Here is a 17,753-nt window from a genome sequence, read left to right as displayed (position 1 = left end):
GCGCCCACCCGAAAGACACCCACCATGTCCGTGAAGAAGCCCTTCACTCTCCTCACTCCCCCCACTCCCGTCACCCGCACCACCCCCGTCACTCCCGTACGCCGCCGGGCCCTCGCGACCGCCGCGGCCACCGCCGTGCTCGCGCTCGCCCTCGCGGCATGCGGCTCGTCGGAGGACTCCGGGGCCGGCCACACGTCGATGCCCGGGATGGACCACAGCGCCTCGGCCGAGCCGGGCGGCGCCGCCTTCAACGACGCGGACGTGACGTTCGCGCAGCAGATGATCCCGCACCACCGGCAGGCCCTGGAGATGGCGAAGCTCGCCGACGGCCGCGCCGCCGACCCCGAGGTGAAGAGCCTCGCCGACGCCGTCGAGAAGGCCCAGGATCCCGAGATCAGCACGATGAACGGCTGGCTCGACGCCTGGGGCGAGCCCCGTCCGACGGCCGGCTCCTCGGAGCACGAGGGCGGTGACATGCCCGGCATGGACCACTCGGGTGGCTCGGGCATGGCCGGGATGATGTCCGACCAGGACATGGACGATCTCAAGGCCGCCCGGGGCAAGGACTTCGACAAGAAGTTCGCCCGGCTGATGATCGCCCACCACGAGGGCGCGGTCGCCATGGCCGAGGACGAGCGGAAGCACGGCAAGAACGCCGACGCGAAGAAGCTCGCCGCTGACGTGATCAAGGGGCAGAGCGCCGAGATCACCCGGATGAAGAAGATCCTCGACCGGCTCTGATTCGTCGGCCGACGTACGACGGCGGCCGGTTCCGGCACCCCGGGACCGGCCGCCTCACCCGCCCGTACACCACCCCCACCCCCCGGCCCGTTGTCGTCCGCCCCGAGGAGACACGCCCATGGACGCCGTACTGCACGCCGTACTGCACGCCCTGGAGATCGCAGGCGCGATGACCTGGGAGGTCACCTGGGCCCTGATCCTCGGCTTCGCGCTCTCCGCCGTCGTGCAGGCCGTCGTGCGCCGCTCGACCGTCGTGACGCTGCTCGGCGACGACCGCCCCCGGACCCTCGCGCTGGCCACCGGGCTCGGCGCCGCGTCGTCGTCCTGCTCGTACGCCGCGGTCGCACTCGCCCGCTCGCTGTTCCGCAAGGGCGCGAACTTCACCGCGGCGATGGCCTTCGAGATCGCCTCCACCAATCTGGTCGTCGAACTGGGGGTGATCCTGGCCCTGCTGATGGGCTGGCAGTTCACCGCCGCCGAGTTCGTGGGCGGCCCGATCATGATCGTGCTGCTCGCGGTCCTGTTCCGGCTGCTGCTGCGCGACCGGCTCCTGCGCGAGGCCCGTACGCAGGCGGAGCGCGGCCTGGCCGGATCGATGGAGGGGCACGCGGCGATGGACATGTCCGTCCGCAAGGAGGGCGGGTTCGCGGCCCGCCTGTTCTCGCGGGAGGGCTTCACCGCCACCTCGCACGTGTTCGTCATGGAGTGGGCGGCCGTCCTGCGCGACCTGGTGGCCGGGCTGCTGATCGCGGGGGCCGTCGCCGCGTGGGTGCCCGAATCGTTCTGGCGCGCCTTCTTCTTCGAGGGCCACCCGCTGGCGGCGAAGCTCTGGGGCCCGCTGATCGGGCCGCTCGTCGCCGTCGCGTCCTTCGTCTGCTCGATCGGCAACGTGCCGCTCGCCGTCGTGCTGTGGCAGGGCGGCATCAGCTTCGGCGGCGTGATCGCGTTCCTCTACGCCGACCTGCTGATCCTGCCGATCCTCTCCATCTACCGGAAGTACTACGGCGCGCGGACGGCCGCCTTCCTGTTCGGCACGTTCTACGCGGCGATGGCCGCCGCCGGATACGTCGTCGAGTTCCTCTTCGGCGGCCTCGGTCTCGTGCCCGACCAGCGGGACGCCACCGTGCCCATGGAGGGCGTGAGCTGGAACTACACGACGTATCTCAACATCGCCTTCCTCGCCCTCGCGGCCGTGCTCGTCGCGCGCTTCGTCGGCACCGGCGGCCTGGGGATGCTGCGCATGATGGGCGGAGCGCCGGACGACGCGCCTACGCCCCCGGCCGGGCGTCGATCGGACCCATGACCCGGTGGTGGGGGTGGCCGGGCGCGAGGCCGCGGCGCTCGTGCGCGACGACCGGGTGCCGCTCCCGCGCCGCCGGCTCCGCCGACGCGGGCCACAGCCGTACCGCCGCCAGGCCCGCGCCCGACGCGAGGGCGCCGAGCGCGGCGACGGCCCAGCCGAGTCCGGCCGTGGCGCCGAGCCAGCCCGCCAGCGGATAGGTGAGCAGCCAGCAGGCGTGGGACAGCGAGAACTGGGCCGCGAACGCCGCCGTCCGTTCCGCCGGAGGTGCCGAGCGCCGGATCAGGCGGCCGGTCGGCGTCAGCACCATCGAGCAGGCCGCGCCGAACACCGCCCACACCGCCAGGAGCGCCGGCCACCGCCAGCTCCCGCCCCGCCCGGCCGTGACGGCACCGGTCCCCACGAAGGCGACCGTCAGCAGCAGGGCACCGCCGAGCATCACCCGGCGGTCCGGCACCCGCTCCAGCACACGCGGCAGGACCAGCGCGACGGCCATCGACCCGGCTCCGTAGCAGCCCAGGGCGAGGGAGAGCGATCCGGCGGACAGGCCGAAGACACCCTTGACGTACACGACGGAGTTCACCGTGACCAGGGCGCTCGCGCAGGCCACGGCCAGGTTGAGCGCGAGCAGTGAGCGCAGTCGCGGGAGGCGGAGGAAGAGGCGGGTGCCCGCGGCTGCCTTCGTGCGGGCGGGGCCGCCGGACGGCGCGGCGGCCGGCTTCGGCAGGGCGACGGACACGACCAGGGCGGCCGAGGCCAGGAAGCCCAGCGTGGTGCCGGTGAACAGCCAGTCGTACGTGACCAGGGTCAGCAGCAGCCCGGCGAGCGCCGGGCTGAACAGGCTCTCCAGATCGTAGGCGAGCCGGGACAGCGACAGGGCCCGGGTGTAGTCGCGCTCCTCGGGCAGCACGTCCGGGATCGCCGCCTGGAAGACCGGGGTGAACGCGGCCGAAGCCGACTGGAGCAGAAAGATCAGGACGTAGACCTGCCAGACCTGGTCGACCAGGGGCAGGCACAGGGCGACCGCCGCCCGCGTCAGGTCGGCGCCCACCAGCAGGGTCCGGCGCGGCAGCCGGCCGGCGAAGGCGCCGAGGGCCGGGGCGACGAACACGTAGGCCACCATCTTGATCGCGAGCGCGGTGCCGAGGACCTCGCCCGCTCCGCCGCCCGCGATGTCGTACGCGAGCAGGCTCAGCGCCACCGTGGCGAGGCCGGTGCCGGTGAGGGCGACGACCTGGGCGGCGAACAGACGGCGGTAGGTGCGATCACGCAGGACGGACAGCATGCGGCGGCTCCCCGGGCGTCGGCGGCCTTCAGCATAACCATCATGTGCGCATCTGCGCACATGATGGTTATGGGCGTACAGCGGTCCCGGGCCCTAGGGTTGCGGCATGTCCGAACGCGAAGCAGTCCCAGCTGCGGCAGGTGCGCATCTGCGTGAGCCCGACGCCGCCCGGCTCACCGAGGCGACGCGCGTGTTCGCGCTGCTGTCGGACGTGACACGGCTGCACCTGCTGTGGCTCCTCGCCCTGGAGGAGTCGGACGTGAGCACGCTGACCGAGCGGTGCGCCGTGTCGCGCACGGCCGTCAGTCAGCATCTGGCCAAGCTGCGGCTCGCGGGCCTCGTCGAGACGCGCCGCGAGGGCCGGTACGTCCACTACCGGCTGACCGACGGGCACTTGAGGCGGCTGGTCATGGAGGCGCTCAGCCACGCCGACCACCGCGTCAGCGGCCAGGCGCCGCACGACTGACCGACCGTCAGGCCGCCGGCCTCGCCGCGCTCCAGATGCTCGGCGTACACGCCGACCCTCCAGGCGATCACGGAGCGGCCCTCCTCCAGGGCCCGGATCTCAGCGGCATGCCGGACTCGCGGAGCCTGACGCAGTCGCGCAGCCAGTCGACGTCCGCGGACGCGTAGCGCCGCCGATCACCCGCTGAAACGCCGGGAACGGCCGGGAACCGTCGAACGCCCGGAACGGTCCGGCCCCGCACACTAGAGTCCCGGCATGCCCGACCTCTCCCATCTCGCCGCCGTCCAGGAGTCGTACGACCGGGTCGCGTCCGCCTACGTCGAGCGGGTCAAGACTCCGGCGGAGCTGGATCCGCTGTCGCGGGGGATGCTCGACGCGTTCGCCGAGACGACGCGCACGGCGGGGCTCGGGCCCGTCGGGGACCTGGGGTGCGGGCCCGGCAGGGTCACGGCCTATCTGGCGGAGCGGAACGTGCCGGTGTTCGGCATCGACCTCTCCCCCGCCATGGCCGGGCTGGCCCGCGCCGCCCGTCCGGACCTGTGGTTCGGCGTCGGCTCGATGACCTCGCTGCCGATCCGGGACGACGCGCTCGGCGGCATCCTCGCGTACTACTCCACGCACCACACGCCACCGGAGTCGCTGCCGCTGCTGTTCGGCGAGTTCCACCGGACGCTCGCGCCCGGCGGCTGCCTGATGCTGGCCGGCCACGTCGGGGACGACCGGCACCTGCGCCCCACCGAGGCGTACGGCGGCCATCCGGTCTCCTACGCCTCCTACCTCCTGCCCCCGGACCGCATCGCCGCACTCCTGACCCGGGCAGGCCTCGCCCTCACCGCGCGCCTGGTCGAGGAACCCGCCGAGGGCGCCGACCGGACCTACGCCACCTTCCTCGCCCGCAAGCCCGTGCTGCTGCGCGGCTGAGCCCGCTGTACGAACCTGGAAGGAGTGAAACGGCCGGCTTTGTGGAGGTAGTCATGACTGCCCAGGTCACGGTGGGGCTGGACGGCTCCCCCGAGAGTGTCGCCGCCGCCCGCTGGGCGGCCCGCGAGGCCGTGCTGCGCGAGGTGCCGCTGCGGCTGGCCCACGTGGTGGAGCGCAAGGACGAGCCGCCGACCGAGGACGACCGGGCCCACGCCGAGCGGATCGACGCGCTCCTGCGGGACGAGGCCGACCGCGCACGGCGGGAGCACCCCGACCTGGAGGTGCTCACCGAGCGACTGCACGGCCGGCCGGCGGCCGAGCTCACGGCGGCGGCGGACGAGGCGGACCTGCTGGTGCTCGGCTCGCGCGGGCTCGGGACCGTGCACGGTTTCGTCTCCGGCTCGGTCGCGCTCTCGGTCCTCGGCAGCGCCCGGCATCCGGTCGTCCTGGTCCGGGCGCGGGAGGCCGAGCGGGCCGCCGCCTCCGCCGGGATCGTGGTGGGCGTCGACATCGAGCACTCCTGTGACCCCCTGCTGGCCTTCGCCTTCACGGAGGCGGCCCGCCGCAACGCCCCGATCCGGTTCCTGTACAGCCGACCGCTGCCCACCTTCTACGGGTACGGCGGCGTCATGGATCCGAAAATGGGCGAGAAGGAGCGGATCGGAGCGCTCGGCAGCCTCGACGAGCGACTGATGCCCTGGCTTGAACGGTTCCCGGACGTGGAGGCCACCGCCGGGGCGGTCGAGGGCCCCGCAGGCGACCGCCTGGAGGACTCGTCCCAGGACGCGGAGCTGGTGATCGTGGGCCACCGCCCCCGCAAACTCCCCGTCGGCCCGCGCCTGGGCCACGTCATCCACACGGTCGTCCACCACAGCACCGCCCCGGTCGCGGTCGTCCCGATGCACTGACCGGGGCGCAGCTCGGCGAGGGCGTCGACGCCCTGATCCGCGTGGATGCCGAGCGACTGCGGGCCGGCCGGCCGCCGTGGACCTTCGCGGCCGGTGGCGGCCCCTTGCCGCACGGCCTGCGGGCCGACGGTGCCACGGCCGCGGAATGTCTCGGCCGGGCGCTGGTCGTGCTGCGCGACGCGGGTCTGACCGTGCCCTTCTGAGCGGGGTGGCCTGGATCAGTACGTGACGGTGATGCGCCGGGCCGGGCCGTCCACGCGGACCAGGCCTCCGTAGGGGATGACCAGTTGGGGGTCCGTGTGGCCCAGGTCCACGTCGAAGACCGCCATCGTGTGCGGGGCGTACGTGGCCAGGGCGCGGAGGACCGCCTCGCGCTGCTCGTCGGCGTAGCGCCGTCGGGCCTGGAGGTCGTTCGGGCGCTCGAAGGACCAGGCCTTGGCGCGGCCCATGAGGAGGGCGGGGAAGCGGGCCAGCAGGCCGCGCTCGCCCATGTTGCGCAGGATCCGGTGGACCTCCTCCGCGCGCGGCAGCTCCTCGGACGTCTCCAGGAACAGCACGTCGCCCTCGTAGGCGGACACGTCCCGTTCGATTTCGCGGTCGGCCATCAGAAGCCAGGAGAGGATCTCCAGATTGCCGCCCCAGGCGCGGCCCTCGACCGTGCGCTCGGGGCGGTGCCAGATCCAGCCCCCGGCCGGCTCCGAGTCCGGCTCCGCCTCGAAGGTGGCGGGGTCCGCCCAATCGCGGTCGGTGTCGCGGTAGCGCTCGGCGGGCCGGAGTTCGTAGGGGCCGCGGGTGAACAGGGCGGCGCGCAGGGAGTCGGCGGTCAGTGGGTGGATGCGGTGCGGGCGGCCGAACTCGGTCATCAGGCAGCCCCCGTGGTAGCCGACGATGCCCAGGTTCCGCAGGAACAGCAGCAAGTTGGTGTTGTCGCTGACGCCGAAGAACGGCTTCGGGTGGTCGCGGATCAGCTCGCGGTCCAGGAACGGGAGCACGGTCAGCTGGTCGTCGCCGCCGATGGTGGCCACCACCGCCTTGACGGTCGGGTCGGCGAACGCGGCGTGGAGGTCGTCGGCGCGCTCCTGGGGTGTGGAGTTCATCTTCCGGGTCGCCGGATACTCGACGGGCTCCAGGCCGAACTCCTCGCGCAGCCGTTCGAGACCGAGCTCGTACGGGAGCGGGAGCACACCTGGGAGCCCGGAGGACGGGGAGACGACCGCGACGCGGTCGCCGGGCACGGGCTTGGGCGGACGCTCGGGCGGCTTCATCCGCCGAGGATAGGAACCCGGCGCGCGGCACGCACCAGCGTTTTCCTGCCGGGTGCGGGCGGCCTCAGCTCGCCCCCGGCTCGACGGGCCGTCCGATCGCGATCATGGCGGCGTCGTCGTCGAGGTGACCGCCCACGTGTCGCAGCAGATCGCCGCGCAGGCGGTGCAGGAACCGGTCGGGGTCCTGCTCGGTCCAGCCGGTGACGCGCTCGGTGAGCGGGTAGAAGGGGCCGCCGGGCTCGCGGGCCTCGGTCACGCCGTCCGTGTAGAGCAGGAGCAGTTCGCCCGGCTCGAAGGGGAAGCGGTCGACGCGGTAGCGCACGGGCGTCAGTTCGCCGAGGCCCAGCGGCGGCGCGGGACGGGTGGCGTCCATGGTCGTGGGCAGGCCGTCGCGCAGGACGATCGGCGGCGGGTGCCCGCAGGAGATCATCTGGACGGCGCCCCCGTCGTCGGGGATGTCGAGGAAGACGGCGGTGATGAAGGTTTCGCCGGGGCGGAGCGTCTCGCCGGGCTCCATCAGGTCCCAGCACACGCTCCGGTCCAGATAGGCCACCAACTCCCCGAGGCCCGCCTGGCGATGGGCCGCGCCGCGGAACGCCCCGAGCAGCAGCGCGGCGTCGCTCACCGCGGTGAGCCCCTTGCCGCGCACGTCGCCGACCATCAGCCGGGTGCCGGAGGTGGTCCGTGCCGCCGCGTACAGGTCCCCGCCGATCTGCGCCTCGGCCTCCGCGGCGAGATAGCGCGAGGCGACGCGCAGCGGCCCGATGCGGCTGGGCAGCGGCGGCAGCACTCCGCGCTGGGCGGCCTCGGACACGGACCGCACCCGCCTCAGCTCCTCCGCCCGGCGGTCCCGCACGACGCAGAAGACCACGAGGCAGATCCCGACCAGGGCCAGGGCGATGATCTGTGCCTGGTGGTTGGCCGAGAACAGGGTGTCGGGGTCGCGCAGCACCCCGATGAGCGCCTGGGCGAGCACCGCCAGCGCGGCCACGGCTCCCACGGTCCGGGGGCCGCCGAACGACGGGGTGATCGCCGGCGCGGCGACCAGCAGCGGCCCGAGGTGGACGTCGGGGGGTACCAGGACGTCGGTCACGACGACCGCGACGATCCACACGACCGGCACGACGACCAGCGAACGGCTCGCCCGCGCCGGCCAACGGAGCCCCTCGGATCGCTGTGGCATGACTCCTGCCTACACCGCGCCGGTCCGGCTCGCACCAGCTGGCATGCACCCGATCACGGCTCACCTGGGCGGACGTCCGCCCGGGCCGCGGTCGAGGGGCGGGTGCCGGTCGCCGGTGGCAGGCTGGGCCCCGTACGGCATCTGCGAAAGGAAGGCCCATGATCACCACCGATTTCGCCCCCGGCACGCCCTGCTGGCTCGACCTCGGTGCGCCCGACGTGCCGGCCGCGGCGGCCTTCTACCGCTCCACGCTCGGCTGGGACTACGAGCCCATGAGCGGCGGCGGGGAGGACATGGAAGGCGGGATGTTCCGCAAGGACGGCAAGATCGTCGCCGGCCTGGGCAAGCTCACCGAGCAGGGCGCCCGTCCCGCCTGGATGATCTACTACACGGTCGCCGACGCGGACGCGACGACCGAGGCCGTGGAGCGCGCCGGAGGCACGGTGCGCGTCGCGCCGAGGGACCTCGGCGAGTGGGGTCGCATGGCCCAGTACACCGACCCGCTGGGTGGGCAGTTCGCCGCCTGGCAGCCCGGTTCGGACACGGGTGTCGAGCTGGTGGACGCCCCGGGCGCGCTGTCCTGGACGGAGCTCTACACGACCGATGCCAAGGGCGCCCAGGAGTTCTACGGCACGGTCTTCGGCTGGCAGTTCTCCGACACGGAGCTGCCGGGCGGCGGCGGTACGTACACCCTCATCACGCCCGCGGGCCTGCCCCCGGAGCGTATGCAGGGCGGTCTCATGGAGCTCCCCGCGGAGCATCTCGCGCTCGCGGACGGACGCCCGTACTGGCACCCGGTGTTCGACGTCGTCGACTGCGACGCCGCGGTCGCGCAGGTGACCGGGCACGGCGGCAGTGTGCAGATGGGCCCGGACGACGCTCCGGGCGTGGGACGGCTGGCCGTGTGTCTCGACCCGTCGCGTGCGGACTTCGTCGTGCTGACCCCGGAGGCGTCGGCCTCGAAGTGACGTCGTGACACGGTGAGGGGACGGACGGGGCCTGCGTCAGCGGGCCTCGCCCGTCCTCGCCGTCAGGGGCCCCCACGTGTAGCGGACGCGGACGCCGTGCTCGCGGAGCCAGTCCGTCTCCCGGTGCCGGAGTTCGTGCGCGGACTCCGGCGCGATGGCGCTGGGCCAGCGGACGAGGACCGCGGTGACGTCGCCCGTCTGCACCAGCTGCTTCACCCGGCGCCAGCCGATGCGCCGGGCCGGATCGGGCTCGCCGTACGTGTCGGTGACGACCTCCGCGATCGTCATGCCGCGCTCCCGGGCGAACGCGTGGCCTTCGGTCCGCGCGCACTGCGTGGCCGGTCCCGGCAGGCCGGGGGTCCGGTCGGCGCACACGTACAGCACGACAGGTGAGGAAGCGGTGTCGCTGTGGGGGGTCATGGGCGCCTTCTGCCGATCGGTCGGAGGGAGGGGGCGCCCCGCCGCGCGAAGGGAACGCGGCAGGGCCGTGCGGTGACGCCGGCCGGCGCCGGCCGCGCTGTCAGGGGTGGGCCGTCAACTCCGCCCAGACGACCTTGCCCTCGGCCCGCGTCGAGCGCGCCGAGCCCCAGCGGTCGGCGAGTTGCTGGACGAGGAACAGTCCCCGCCCGTTCTCCTCGCCGGGTCCCGCGCGGTGCGCGGTCGGGCGGACCGGTACGGGGCCCTCGTCGTGCAGTTCGATGCGCAGGCGCCGCTCGTCGCCGGTCAGGGTGAGGCCGCACAGGACCCGGCCGCCGTCGGTGTGCAGCACCGCGTTCGTCGTCAGTTCGGAGACCAGGAGCACCGCGTCGCAGCACGTGTCGCCGGGCACCTCCCAGGCACGGAGCCGGTCGCGCACGGTGTCGCGGGCCGATCGCGCGCTGGTGCGCAGGGCGGGCAGGCCGAACCAGTACTCCCGGGGCTGTCTGGTCGTCGCTAAGGCGGGGGCCGGGGCCGAGGGTGTGGGGAGATGCACGGATGTCGCCTTCCAGTGCCGTCCGAGGGGCGGGCGCGGTGTGGGGACGCGGGCCGCGGCACGCGCGGTGCACGGTGAGTGCCGGGCCGGGCCCCCTGCGCCGGGGCGCCGACGACGGCATGGGCATCGGGCGGCCCCTCGGGGCCGGATGCCGCGTCGAAGCTGTGACTCGACCGCTCACATGGCCACTATGCGCGTGATCACGTTCAGGCTGCAACCGACTCCCTGATAATTTCAGCAGCGCGAGTATCACCCTGGCGTCGTCTTCAAGTCACTGCCAGAATGGCGATGTTGATGATCCTTCAGGAGGTTGGGCGTGAGTGAAGCCCGGTCCGCCACCAGCGCGCCGACGGTTCTGCGCATGATCCTCGGCCGCAGGCTGCAGGACATGCGGCTGGCCGCCGGCGCCTCGCTGGACGACGCGGCCAGGGCTCTGCGCGTGAAGTCCCTGACGATCCGTCGGTTGGAGAAGGCCGAGGTCGCGCTCAAGCCTCTCTACGTGGAGAAGCTCCTGGAGACGTACGGCGCGGGCCGCCAGGAGATCGATGAGTTCGTCGACCTGGCCGAGCAGGCCAACGAGCCGGGCTGGTGGCACTCCTACCGCGACGCCGTCCCCAGCTGGTTCACCGCCTACGTCAGCCTGGAGACCGGCGCCAAGACCCTGCGCACCTACGAACCCCAGTACGTCACCGGCCTGTTGCAGACCGCCGACTACGCGCGCGCGGTGCTGCGCGGCGGGCTGCCGAACGGCAGCGAGGAGGACCTCGACCGGCGCGTGGAGCTGCGGCTGCGCCGCCAGAGTCTGCTGGAGAAGCCCGACGCGCCCACGCTGTGGGTCGTCATGGAGGAAGCGGTCCTGCACCGGGTGGTGGGCGGACCGGAAGTGATGCGCGAGCAGATCGACTGGCTCCTGGAGGCGTCCGAGCTCGCGCACATCAGCCTCGACATCGTGCCCTTCGCCGCGGGCGCCCATGTCGGGGCGTGTGCCCCGTTCACGTATTTCCGGTTCGAGGAACCCGAGCTGCCCGACATCGTCTACAGCGAGCTGCTGTCCGCGTCCGTGTACCTGGACCAGCGCGTCGACGTCGTCGCCCATCTCGAGGCGCACTCCCGCATGGCGCTGATGACGTCGTCGGAGGACAGCAAGGCGCTCCTGAACCGCATGCGCAAGGAGTACTCATGACGATCACCGACGAGGGCGTCTACAACGGGATGCCGGCCCGTGACCTCGGGGAGCAGGGCTGGGAGCGCCCCTGGAGCGGGCCGAACGGCGGTCAGTGCGTCGAGACGAAGCTGCTCGCCGACGGCCGGGTGGCCGTACGGCAGTCGACCGACCCCGCCGGGCCCGCGCTGATCTACGCGCCGGAGGAGATCGCCGCGTTCGTGCGCGGGGTGAAGGAGGGTCTGGCCGATCACCTGACCGCCGGGTGAACCGGCGGGTTCGCGGGGCGTCGGCACGGGTCACGCCCCCTGGCCCACGGGCCGACAGACAGCCGGCGGACATGCCGACAAAGAAACGCGTGAAGGGGAGCACATGAGCACCAGGCAGGCCGGCCGGGATCTCGACACCAGCAAGGCGCACTCGGCCCGGATGTACGACTACTTCCTCGGTGGCAAGGACCACTTCGAGATCGACAAGGAGGCGGCCCTCGTCGCCGCGCAGGCTCATCCGGGTCTGTACGTGACGGCACGGGAGAACCGGGCGTTCATGCACCGGGCCACGAAGGTCCTGGCCCAGGAGCACGGCATCCGGCAGTGGCTGGACGTCGGCACCGGCATCCCCACGGAGCCCAACCTGCACCAGGTGGCCCAGTCCGTCGTGCCCGAGGCCCGTGTCGTGTACGCGGACAACGACCCGCTGGTCCTCAAGTACGCCGAGCGCCTCATGCGCAGCACGACGCAGGGGCGTACGGCGTACGTCGAGGCCGATGTCCGGGACCCGGACGCGCTGCTGAACGCCGTGCAGGACGCGGAGGTGCTGGACTTCGACCAGCCCATCGCCCTGTCGCTCAACGCGCTGATGCACTTCATCACCGACCCGCACGACCCGTACGCCATCGTGCGCCGGCTGCTCGACCCGCTCCCGGCGGGCAGCGCGCTGGCCATGAACCACTGCACGCCCGACTTCGACCCCGAGACGTGGAACAAGGTGGCGGAGGTCTACACGAAGTCGGGGTCGCCCGTGCAGTTCCGCAAGCACGACGACGTGCTGCGCTTCTTCGACGGGCTCGACCTCGTCGAGCCGGGCATCGTCTGCTGCCACCGCTGGCGTCCCGCCGCGCCCGCCGACGGCACGGAGCCCACGGACGCCCAGATCAGCCTGTGGGCGGGCGTCGGCATCAAGCGCTGAGCCCCGGCCTTTCATCGCTCGGTGTCGCCGGGGCACCGCCGGGTACCCGGGGCCCGTCGACGCCGAGCGAAGGAGAGGGGGACGATGCGTATCGCGTTTCTGACAGCGCCCGAGGGCGTGGAGCAGGTCGAACTCACCGAGCCGTGGAAGGCTGTCTCCGACAGTGGCGGCACTCCGGTCCTGGTCTCCACGAAGCCCGGGCGGATCCAGGCCTTCGACCACCTCGACAAGGCGGACACCTTCCCCGTGGACGAGGTCGTCGCCGACACGAGCGCCGCCTCGTTCGACGGCCTGGTCCTGCCGGGCGGCGTGGCCAACCCCGACGCCCTGCGCATGGACGCCGGCGCGGTCTCCTTCGTACGGGACTTCTTCGGCCTGGGCCTTCCGGTCGCCGCCATCTGTCACGCTCCGTGGACGCTCGTCGAGGCGGACGTCGTCTCCGGCCGGGTGCTCACGTCGTGGCCGAGCCTGCGGACGGACATCCGTAACGCGGGTGGCACCTGGGTCGACGAGGAGGTCCGTCTCTGCGACCACGGCCCCAACCTGCTGATCACCAGCCGCAAACCGGACGACCTCCCGGCCTTCGACGAGGCCTTGGTGAACGCCTTCAGCCGCGAGCCCGTCTGACGGCCCGCCCCCGCCTGGCGGGCCCCGCCGCGTTAGCGTCGGGGGATGGACACCCCGGACACCCCCGATCCCTGTGCCCGGCTGCGGGCCGAGCTCGCCGGCCGGCAGCGGCCGGGGCCCGTACGCGTGGTCGAGGTCGTCGGGTTCGACGGCGGGGACGTGATCGTACGGGTGGGCGAGGACGGGGTGCCGGGGCGGATTCCCGCGGGTGAGGTCTCGATGCGGCCGGGCGGGAGCGCGCGGGAGATCTTCGAGGCCGGTCAGCGGGTCGAGGCCGAGGAGTTCGGGGTTCGGGAGCGGGACGGGGTGCTTCTGCTGTCGGCCCGGGCCTGTGAGATTCCGGCCCTGCGGGCCTTCCTGGCCGGGCTGGAGCCCGGACAGAGAGTCACGGGGACGGTGGCGAGCGTGCGGCCCTTCGGGGCGTTCGTCCAGGTCGACGGTGAGCCCGAAGGCCGGTGCACGGGCTTGATCCGGATACCGGAGCTGTCCTGGTCGCCGGTCTCCCACCCCTCCGAGGTCGTCGAAGCCGGTCTGCGGATCACGGCCGAGGTGATCGTCGCCGAGCAGCGCACCGGGCAGGTCTCGCTGTCCCTGAAGGCCGTCACCGAGGACGGTCAGGACGGGCCGTAGCCCGGGTATCCGTCCACGAAGGCCGCGTAGAGCAGATAGACGGTCGCGAGTTCGACGAAGAGGCCGAAGAGGATCAGGAACACGGTCACGGCCACCGATCCGGCCTTCTGGCCGCCCGACTCGGGGATCCGTACGATGTGCGGCTTGTCCGGGTGGTAGGCGACCTCGACGGTGGCGCCGCCGCCGCGGTGGTGCGCGGTCCGGCTCTCCCCGTGCAGGTCGGTGTAGACGTACGTCTGGAACGTGCCGCCCATGATGCGTGACTGTCCGACCCGCCGGGCCTGGACCGTGATGCCCCGGCGCGGCAGGTACCACTGGAGATAGAGGTCCTCCACGCCCATCCACGCGTAGGCGAGGCTCGCCGCTCCGACCGGCCCGACGAGCAGGGTCAGGAGCGCGACGATCGGCTGACCGTGGAGGCCGACGGCGAGCGCGAGGGCGAAGAAGAGGGAGCCGGCCGAGGCGATGCCGACACGCGTCCTGCGCTTGCCTCTGCGTCTTCGTTCCTCGTCGGGGGTCTCGACCAGGGCTCGCACGACGACCAGCGCCGAGCCGTCGACGGGGTCCGCTCCGGCCGCGCGCTCGGGCAGGATCGCGGTGACCGCGTCGGCGAAGAGGGTCGCGGCGGCCTCGCTGACGTCGTCCAGGCGGTGCACGGCGGGCGCCGCGCCCGTGGGTGCGGTGAGTTCGACGGCGACCGCTCGCCCTTCGGCGCGGATCCGCGCGACGGCCCGGAGCGGGATCCGGACCTCCTCGTGGGGGTGGCGCAGGACGAGTGCGCCGTCTTCGTAACGGAGCGCGGATCCACCGGAGTTGTGGAGGACCGGTATGGGTGAGGTGATCGACATGTGCGCGATCGTAAGGCCGCGCGCTCAGAGAAGGCGCAACAGGGCGGCGAGCGCCGGGTTGTCGTTGTCCTTGCGCCAGACGAGGTCCAGCTCGACCGGGCGGGGATCGTCGGGCAGGTCCAGCGGCCGGTAGGCGACCCCGGCGTACCGCATGCTCGTGGCCGCCTCGGGGACGAGCGCCACGCCCCAGCCGGAGTTGACCAGGGCCAGCATGCTGTGGACCTGGCTCAGGTACTGGACGAAGACGGGGCGCACGCCCGCCGCGTGGAACGTGGTGAGCAGCAGCTCGTGGAAGTAGCGGGCCTCGACGGACGAGTACATGAGGAAGTCCTGGCCCTGGAACGCGGCCAGTTCGAGCGGTCCGTCGCCCGCCGCCAGCGGGTGGTCGACGGGCAGCGCCGCGACGAGTCCTTCGCGGACGGCGGTACGGGAGGTCAGGTCCGCGCCGATCGCGGACGGCCGGATGAGTCCGAGGTCGAGGGAGCCCTCGCCGAGGGCCTCCAACTGGTCGCGGGTGACCAGCTCGTGGAGCAGGATCTCGACGTCGGGCAGCGCGCGGCGCGAGGTGGCGAGGAGTTCACCGAGGGCGGAGTAGGCGCCGGCGGCGGTGAATCCGACGGCGATCGACCCGGTCTCGCCCGAGGAGACCTGCCGCACGGCGAGCGCGGCGTGCTCGGCCTGGCGGACGATGCGACGGGCCTCGCCGAGGAACGACCGGCCGGCCGGGGTGAGGCGCACGGTCCGGTTCGTCCGGTCCAGAAGCCGCACCCCGAGCTCGTGCTCCAGGAGCTGGATCTGCCGGCTGAGCGGCGGCTGGGTCATGCGCAGGCGCTCGGCGGCCCGGGTGAAGTGCAGTTCTTCCGCCACGGCCATGAAGCACGTCAGCTGGGTCAGGGTGAACAAGCGCGTGCTCCCTCGTCGGCCTGTCGGCGGCTTTGGCCACGACTCTGCCATGCGGAGCCACTGATTCCGTCATGCTGTTCTTGGATCGTGACATCCAAAACTTATGTTGGACGTAAATCAATGGCGGGCCCTAGCGTCGAAGGTGTCGGCCCCGGCGGTGTCCCCGCCCGCTCCGGTCCGATCCCCCTTCCCGCCGACCCAGGGACACGATGTGGCGACCACGACGAACACGACACCCGGCACGTTCCGCACCGCGGGCGAGGCCACGCTCGACCGCGTCGCCTGGCTGCGTCTGTCCTCGGTCACGCTGCCGCTGGCCACGCCGATCAGCGACGCGAAGGTGTTCACCGGCCGGCAGCGGCCGATGACCGAGGTGGCCTTCCTGTTCGTCGAGATCGCGACCGAACAGGGCCATGAGGGCGTCGGGTTCACCTACTCCAAGCGGGCCGGTGGTCCCGGCCAGTTCGCCCACGCCAAGGAGATCGCCGACCAGCTCATCGGCGAGGACCCGAGCGACATCGGCCGGATCTGGACCAAGCTCGTCTGGGCCGGCGCCTCGGTCGGCCGCAGCGGTCTGGCCACGCAGGCGGTCGCCGCGTTCGACGTCGCCCTGTGGGACCTGAAGGCGAAGCGGGCCGGACTGCCGCTCGCCAAGCTCCTGGGCGCCCACCGCGACTCGGTGCGCTGCTACAACACCTCCGGCGGCTTCCTGCACACGCCCACCGAGCAGGTCCTCGACAACGCCACGGCCTCCCTCGCCAGCGGCATCGGCGGCATCAAGATCAAGGTCGGTCACCCGGACGGGAAGTACGACCTCGCGCGGCTGACCGCGCTGCGCGAGCACGTGGGCGACGACGTGCCGCTCATGGTCGACGCCAACCAGCAGTGGGACCGTCCGACGGCGCAGCGGATGGGCCGCGCTCTGGAGGAGTTCGGCCTCTTGTGGATCGAGGAGCCGCTCGACGCCTACGACGCGAAGGGGCACGCGGCGCTCGCCGCCTCCCTCGACACCCCGGTCGCCACCGGCGAGATGCTGGCGAGCGTCGCCGAGCACGTGGAACTGATCCGGCACGACGCCGCCGACGTCATCCAGCCCGACGCGCCCCGCATCGGCGGCATCACCCAGTTCCTCAAGCTCGCCGCGCTCGCCGAGCACCACCAGCTGCAGCTCGCGCCGCACTTCGCGATGGAGATCCACCTCCACCTCGCGGCCGCCTACCCGATCGAGCCGTGGGTCGAGCACTTCGACTGGCTGGAGCCGCTGTTCGAGGAGCGGCTGGAGATCCGTGACGGCCGCATGCACGTCTCGTCCCGCCCCGGACTCGGCTTCACCCTCAGCGACCGGGCCCGCGCCTGGACGGTCGCCACGCACGAGACCGGACACCGGCCCTGAGCATCCCAGGCCTCACGCCCCGCACTCCCCCGCCCCACCACCAGGAGCAGCACCCCATGACGCGCTACACCCCGGCAGAACTCGGCCGTCGCATCGGCTCCGGACTGCTGTCGTTCCCCGTGACGCACTTCGCCGCCGATCTGTCCTTCGACGAGGGCGCCTACCGCGAGAACATCGACCGCCTGGGCAAGTACGACGCCGCGGGGCTCTTCGCGGCGGGCGGCACCGGCGAGTTCTTCTCGCTGACGCCCGCCGAGGTGGACCGCGTCGTCACGGCCGCCGTGCAGAGCGCGCCCGAGGGGACGCCGATCCTCGCCCCGGCCGGCTACGGGACGGCCACCGCCGTCGAGTTGGCGGTCGCCGCCGAGCGGGCCGGCGCCGACGGCATCCTGCTCTTCCCGCCCTATCTCACCGAGGCGGGACAGGAGGGCCTGGCCCGGCACGTCGAGGCGGTCTGCCGCGCCACGTCCCTCGGCGTGATCGTCTACAGCCGCGCCAACGCCGTGTACGCGGCCGAGACCGTCGCCCGGCTCGCGGACAGCTGCCCGAACCTCATCGGCTACAAGGACGGCGTCGGCGACATCGACACCGTCACCCGCATCCACGCCCGGCTCGGCGACCGCCTCACCTACATCGGCGGCCTGCCCACCGCCGAGACCTACGCGCTGCCCTACCTCCAGCTCGGCGTGACCACGTACTCGTCGGCGATCTTCAATTTCCTGCCGGAGTTCGCCCTCGACTTCTACACGGCCGTACGCGAACTGCGGCAGGCCGACGTCACCCGCATGCTGGCCGAGTTCGTGCTGCCCTACACCGAGATCCGCAACCGGCAGGCCGGCTACGCGGTCAGCATCGTCAAGGCCGGCATGACCGCCACGGGTCACCCGGCGGGCCCGGTCCGCGCCCCGCTCACCGACCTGACCCCGCAGGAGCTCGACGAGCTGACGGCCCTGATCGCCCGGGTCCGCCCCGCCGCGGCCTGACCCCGGCCC

Annotated in this window: 21 protein-coding genes and 1 pseudogene; 14 read left to right on the top strand and 8 right to left on the bottom strand. The window is 72.6% G+C overall.

Features of this window, described 5'->3' with window-relative positions:
* Window positions 1-24 precede the first annotated feature (24 nt).
* Together ACZ4E1_RS21830 and ACZ4E1_RS21825 are read left to right on the top strand one after the other, a co-directional pair.
* Window positions 25-741, top strand: coding sequence for a DUF305 domain-containing protein (locus ACZ4E1_RS21830; protein ID WP_467541549.1), 717 nt, complete (start codon window positions 25-27; stop codon window positions 739-741).
* 130 nt (window positions 742-871) lie between these two features.
* On the top strand, window positions 872-2,044 hold the full coding sequence (locus tag ACZ4E1_RS21825; RefSeq protein WP_467541942.1) for a permease: 1,173 nt from the start codon (window positions 872-874) through the stop codon (window positions 2,042-2,044).
* Here the strand turns inward: ACZ4E1_RS21825 and ACZ4E1_RS21820 are convergent.
* Window positions 2,010-3,326, bottom strand: coding sequence for an MFS transporter (locus tag ACZ4E1_RS21820; protein ID WP_467541548.1), 1,317 nt, complete (start codon window positions 3,324-3,326; stop codon window positions 2,010-2,012). The genes ACZ4E1_RS21825 and ACZ4E1_RS21820 overlap by 35 nt on opposite strands.
* 106 nt (window positions 3,327-3,432) lie before the next feature.
* On the opposite strand from ACZ4E1_RS21820, the gene ACZ4E1_RS21815 reads away from it, so the two are divergent.
* Window positions 3,433-3,792 (top strand): ArsR/SmtB family transcription factor, encoded by a 360-nt coding sequence (locus ACZ4E1_RS21815; protein WP_467541546.1) that lies wholly within the window; start codon window positions 3,433-3,435, stop codon window positions 3,790-3,792.
* Here the strand turns inward: ACZ4E1_RS21815 and ACZ4E1_RS21810 are convergent.
* A pseudogene (locus tag ACZ4E1_RS21810) lies at window positions 3,699-3,979 on the bottom strand (MerR family transcriptional regulator); the annotation flags it as partial. The gene ACZ4E1_RS21815 and the pseudogene ACZ4E1_RS21810 overlap by 94 nt on opposite strands.
* Before the next feature lie 68 nt (window positions 3,980-4,047).
* Between ACZ4E1_RS21810 and ACZ4E1_RS21805 the strand changes: the two are divergent.
* Genes ACZ4E1_RS21805 through ACZ4E1_RS21795 form a run of 3 tightly spaced genes read left to right on the top strand, consistent with a single transcriptional unit; the run spans window position 4,048 to window position 5,824 of the window.
* Window positions 4,048-4,713 carry a class I SAM-dependent methyltransferase gene (locus ACZ4E1_RS21805; protein ID WP_467541543.1) on the top strand — a complete coding sequence of 222 codons (666 nt, stop codon included), beginning with the start codon at window positions 4,048-4,050 and terminating at the stop codon, window positions 4,711-4,713.
* Between the two features lie 53 nt (window positions 4,714-4,766).
* Window positions 4,767-5,621 (top strand): universal stress protein, encoded by an 855-nt coding sequence (locus ACZ4E1_RS21800; protein WP_467541541.1) that lies wholly within the window; start codon window positions 4,767-4,769, stop codon window positions 5,619-5,621.
* Window positions 5,622-5,662: 41 nt separating this feature from the next.
* On the top strand, window positions 5,663-5,824 hold the full coding sequence (locus ACZ4E1_RS21795) for a hypothetical protein (protein WP_467541539.1): 162 nt from the start codon (window positions 5,663-5,665) through the stop codon (window positions 5,822-5,824).
* A gap of 15 nt (window positions 5,825-5,839) precedes the next feature.
* Here ACZ4E1_RS21795 and ACZ4E1_RS21790 read toward each other — a convergent pair whose 3' ends face one another.
* Window positions 5,840-6,886, bottom strand: coding sequence for a S66 family peptidase (locus ACZ4E1_RS21790; RefSeq protein ID WP_467541537.1), 1,047 nt, complete (start codon window positions 6,884-6,886; stop codon window positions 5,840-5,842).
* A gap of 64 nt (window positions 6,887-6,950) precedes the next feature.
* The gene (locus ACZ4E1_RS21785) at window positions 6,951-8,069 is read right to left on the bottom strand and encodes a PP2C family protein-serine/threonine phosphatase (protein WP_467541536.1); all 1,119 of its coding nucleotides are present in this window, start codon (window positions 8,067-8,069) and stop codon (window positions 6,951-6,953) included.
* A 158-nt stretch (window positions 8,070-8,227) separates the two neighbouring features.
* Between ACZ4E1_RS21785 and ACZ4E1_RS21780 the strand changes: the two genes are divergently transcribed.
* Entirely contained in the window at window positions 8,228-9,037 is an 810-nt protein-coding gene (locus tag ACZ4E1_RS21780) for a VOC family protein (protein ID WP_467541534.1), read from the top strand.
* 36 nt (window positions 9,038-9,073) lie between these two features.
* Here ACZ4E1_RS21780 and ACZ4E1_RS21775 read toward each other — a convergent pair whose 3' ends face one another.
* Both ACZ4E1_RS21775 and ACZ4E1_RS21770 read right to left on the bottom strand, forming a co-directional pair.
* Window positions 9,074-9,457: a recombinase family protein gene (locus tag ACZ4E1_RS21775; RefSeq protein WP_467541532.1), complete on the bottom strand. Its 384-nt coding sequence runs from the start codon at window positions 9,455-9,457 to the stop codon at window positions 9,074-9,076.
* A 100-nt stretch (window positions 9,458-9,557) separates the two neighbouring features.
* Complete coding sequence (locus tag ACZ4E1_RS21770) at window positions 9,558-10,010, bottom strand: ATP-binding protein (RefSeq protein WP_467541529.1); 453 nt, start codon at window positions 10,008-10,010, stop codon at window positions 9,558-9,560.
* A 316-nt stretch (window positions 10,011-10,326) separates the two neighbouring features.
* On the opposite strand from ACZ4E1_RS21770, the gene ACZ4E1_RS21765 reads away from it, so the two are divergent.
* The 5 genes from ACZ4E1_RS21765 (at window position 10,327) to ACZ4E1_RS21745 (ending at window position 13,617) form a co-directional block, all read left to right on the top strand.
* A complete protein-coding gene (locus ACZ4E1_RS21765; protein ID WP_467541527.1) occupies window positions 10,327-11,193 on the top strand; it encodes a helix-turn-helix domain-containing protein in 867 nt (288 codons plus the stop codon).
* On the top strand, window positions 11,190-11,441 hold the full coding sequence (locus tag ACZ4E1_RS21760) for a DUF397 domain-containing protein (RefSeq protein WP_188335745.1): 252 nt from the start codon (window positions 11,190-11,192) through the stop codon (window positions 11,439-11,441). Before ACZ4E1_RS21765 ends, ACZ4E1_RS21760 begins: the two co-directional genes overlap by 4 nt.
* Before the next feature lie 103 nt (window positions 11,442-11,544).
* Window positions 11,545-12,360: an SAM-dependent methyltransferase gene (locus ACZ4E1_RS21755; RefSeq protein WP_467541524.1), complete on the top strand. Its 816-nt coding sequence runs from the start codon at window positions 11,545-11,547 to the stop codon at window positions 12,358-12,360.
* Between the two features lie 84 nt (window positions 12,361-12,444).
* A complete protein-coding gene (locus tag ACZ4E1_RS21750) occupies window positions 12,445-12,987 on the top strand; it encodes a type 1 glutamine amidotransferase domain-containing protein (protein ID WP_467541522.1) in 543 nt (180 codons plus the stop codon).
* A 45-nt stretch (window positions 12,988-13,032) separates the two neighbouring features.
* Entirely contained in the window at window positions 13,033-13,617 is a 585-nt protein-coding gene (locus ACZ4E1_RS21745) for a S1 RNA-binding domain-containing protein (protein WP_467541520.1), read from the top strand.
* Here ACZ4E1_RS21745 and ACZ4E1_RS21740 read toward each other — a convergent pair.
* Window positions 13,602-14,465 (bottom strand): hypothetical protein, encoded by an 864-nt coding sequence (locus tag ACZ4E1_RS21740; protein WP_467541518.1) that lies wholly within the window; start codon window positions 14,463-14,465, stop codon window positions 13,602-13,604. The two genes, ACZ4E1_RS21745 and ACZ4E1_RS21740, sit on opposite strands and share 16 nt — an antisense overlap.
* A gap of 24 nt (window positions 14,466-14,489) precedes the next feature.
* Window positions 14,490-15,368, bottom strand: coding sequence for a LysR substrate-binding domain-containing protein (locus ACZ4E1_RS21735; protein ID WP_467541516.1), 879 nt, complete (start codon window positions 15,366-15,368; stop codon window positions 14,490-14,492).
* A 211-nt stretch (window positions 15,369-15,579) separates the two neighbouring features.
* Between ACZ4E1_RS21735 and ACZ4E1_RS21730 the strand changes: the two genes are divergently transcribed.
* Together ACZ4E1_RS21730 and kdgD are read left to right on the top strand one after the other, a co-directional pair.
* Window positions 15,580-16,761, top strand: coding sequence for an L-talarate/galactarate dehydratase (locus ACZ4E1_RS21730; protein WP_467541514.1), 1,182 nt, complete (start codon window positions 15,580-15,582; stop codon window positions 16,759-16,761).
* Window positions 16,762-16,817: 56 nt separating this feature from the next.
* On the top strand, window positions 16,818-17,744 hold the full coding sequence (gene kdgD, locus ACZ4E1_RS21725) for a 5-dehydro-4-deoxyglucarate dehydratase (protein ID WP_467541511.1): 927 nt from the start codon (window positions 16,818-16,820) through the stop codon (window positions 17,742-17,744).
* Window positions 17,745-17,753: the final 9 nt, after the last annotated feature.

Source organism: Streptomyces sp. NPDC025806 (assembly GCF_055558275.1).
Note: the sequence above shows the minus strand (reverse complement) of the source record. Positions and strands in the feature narration are given on the sequence as shown.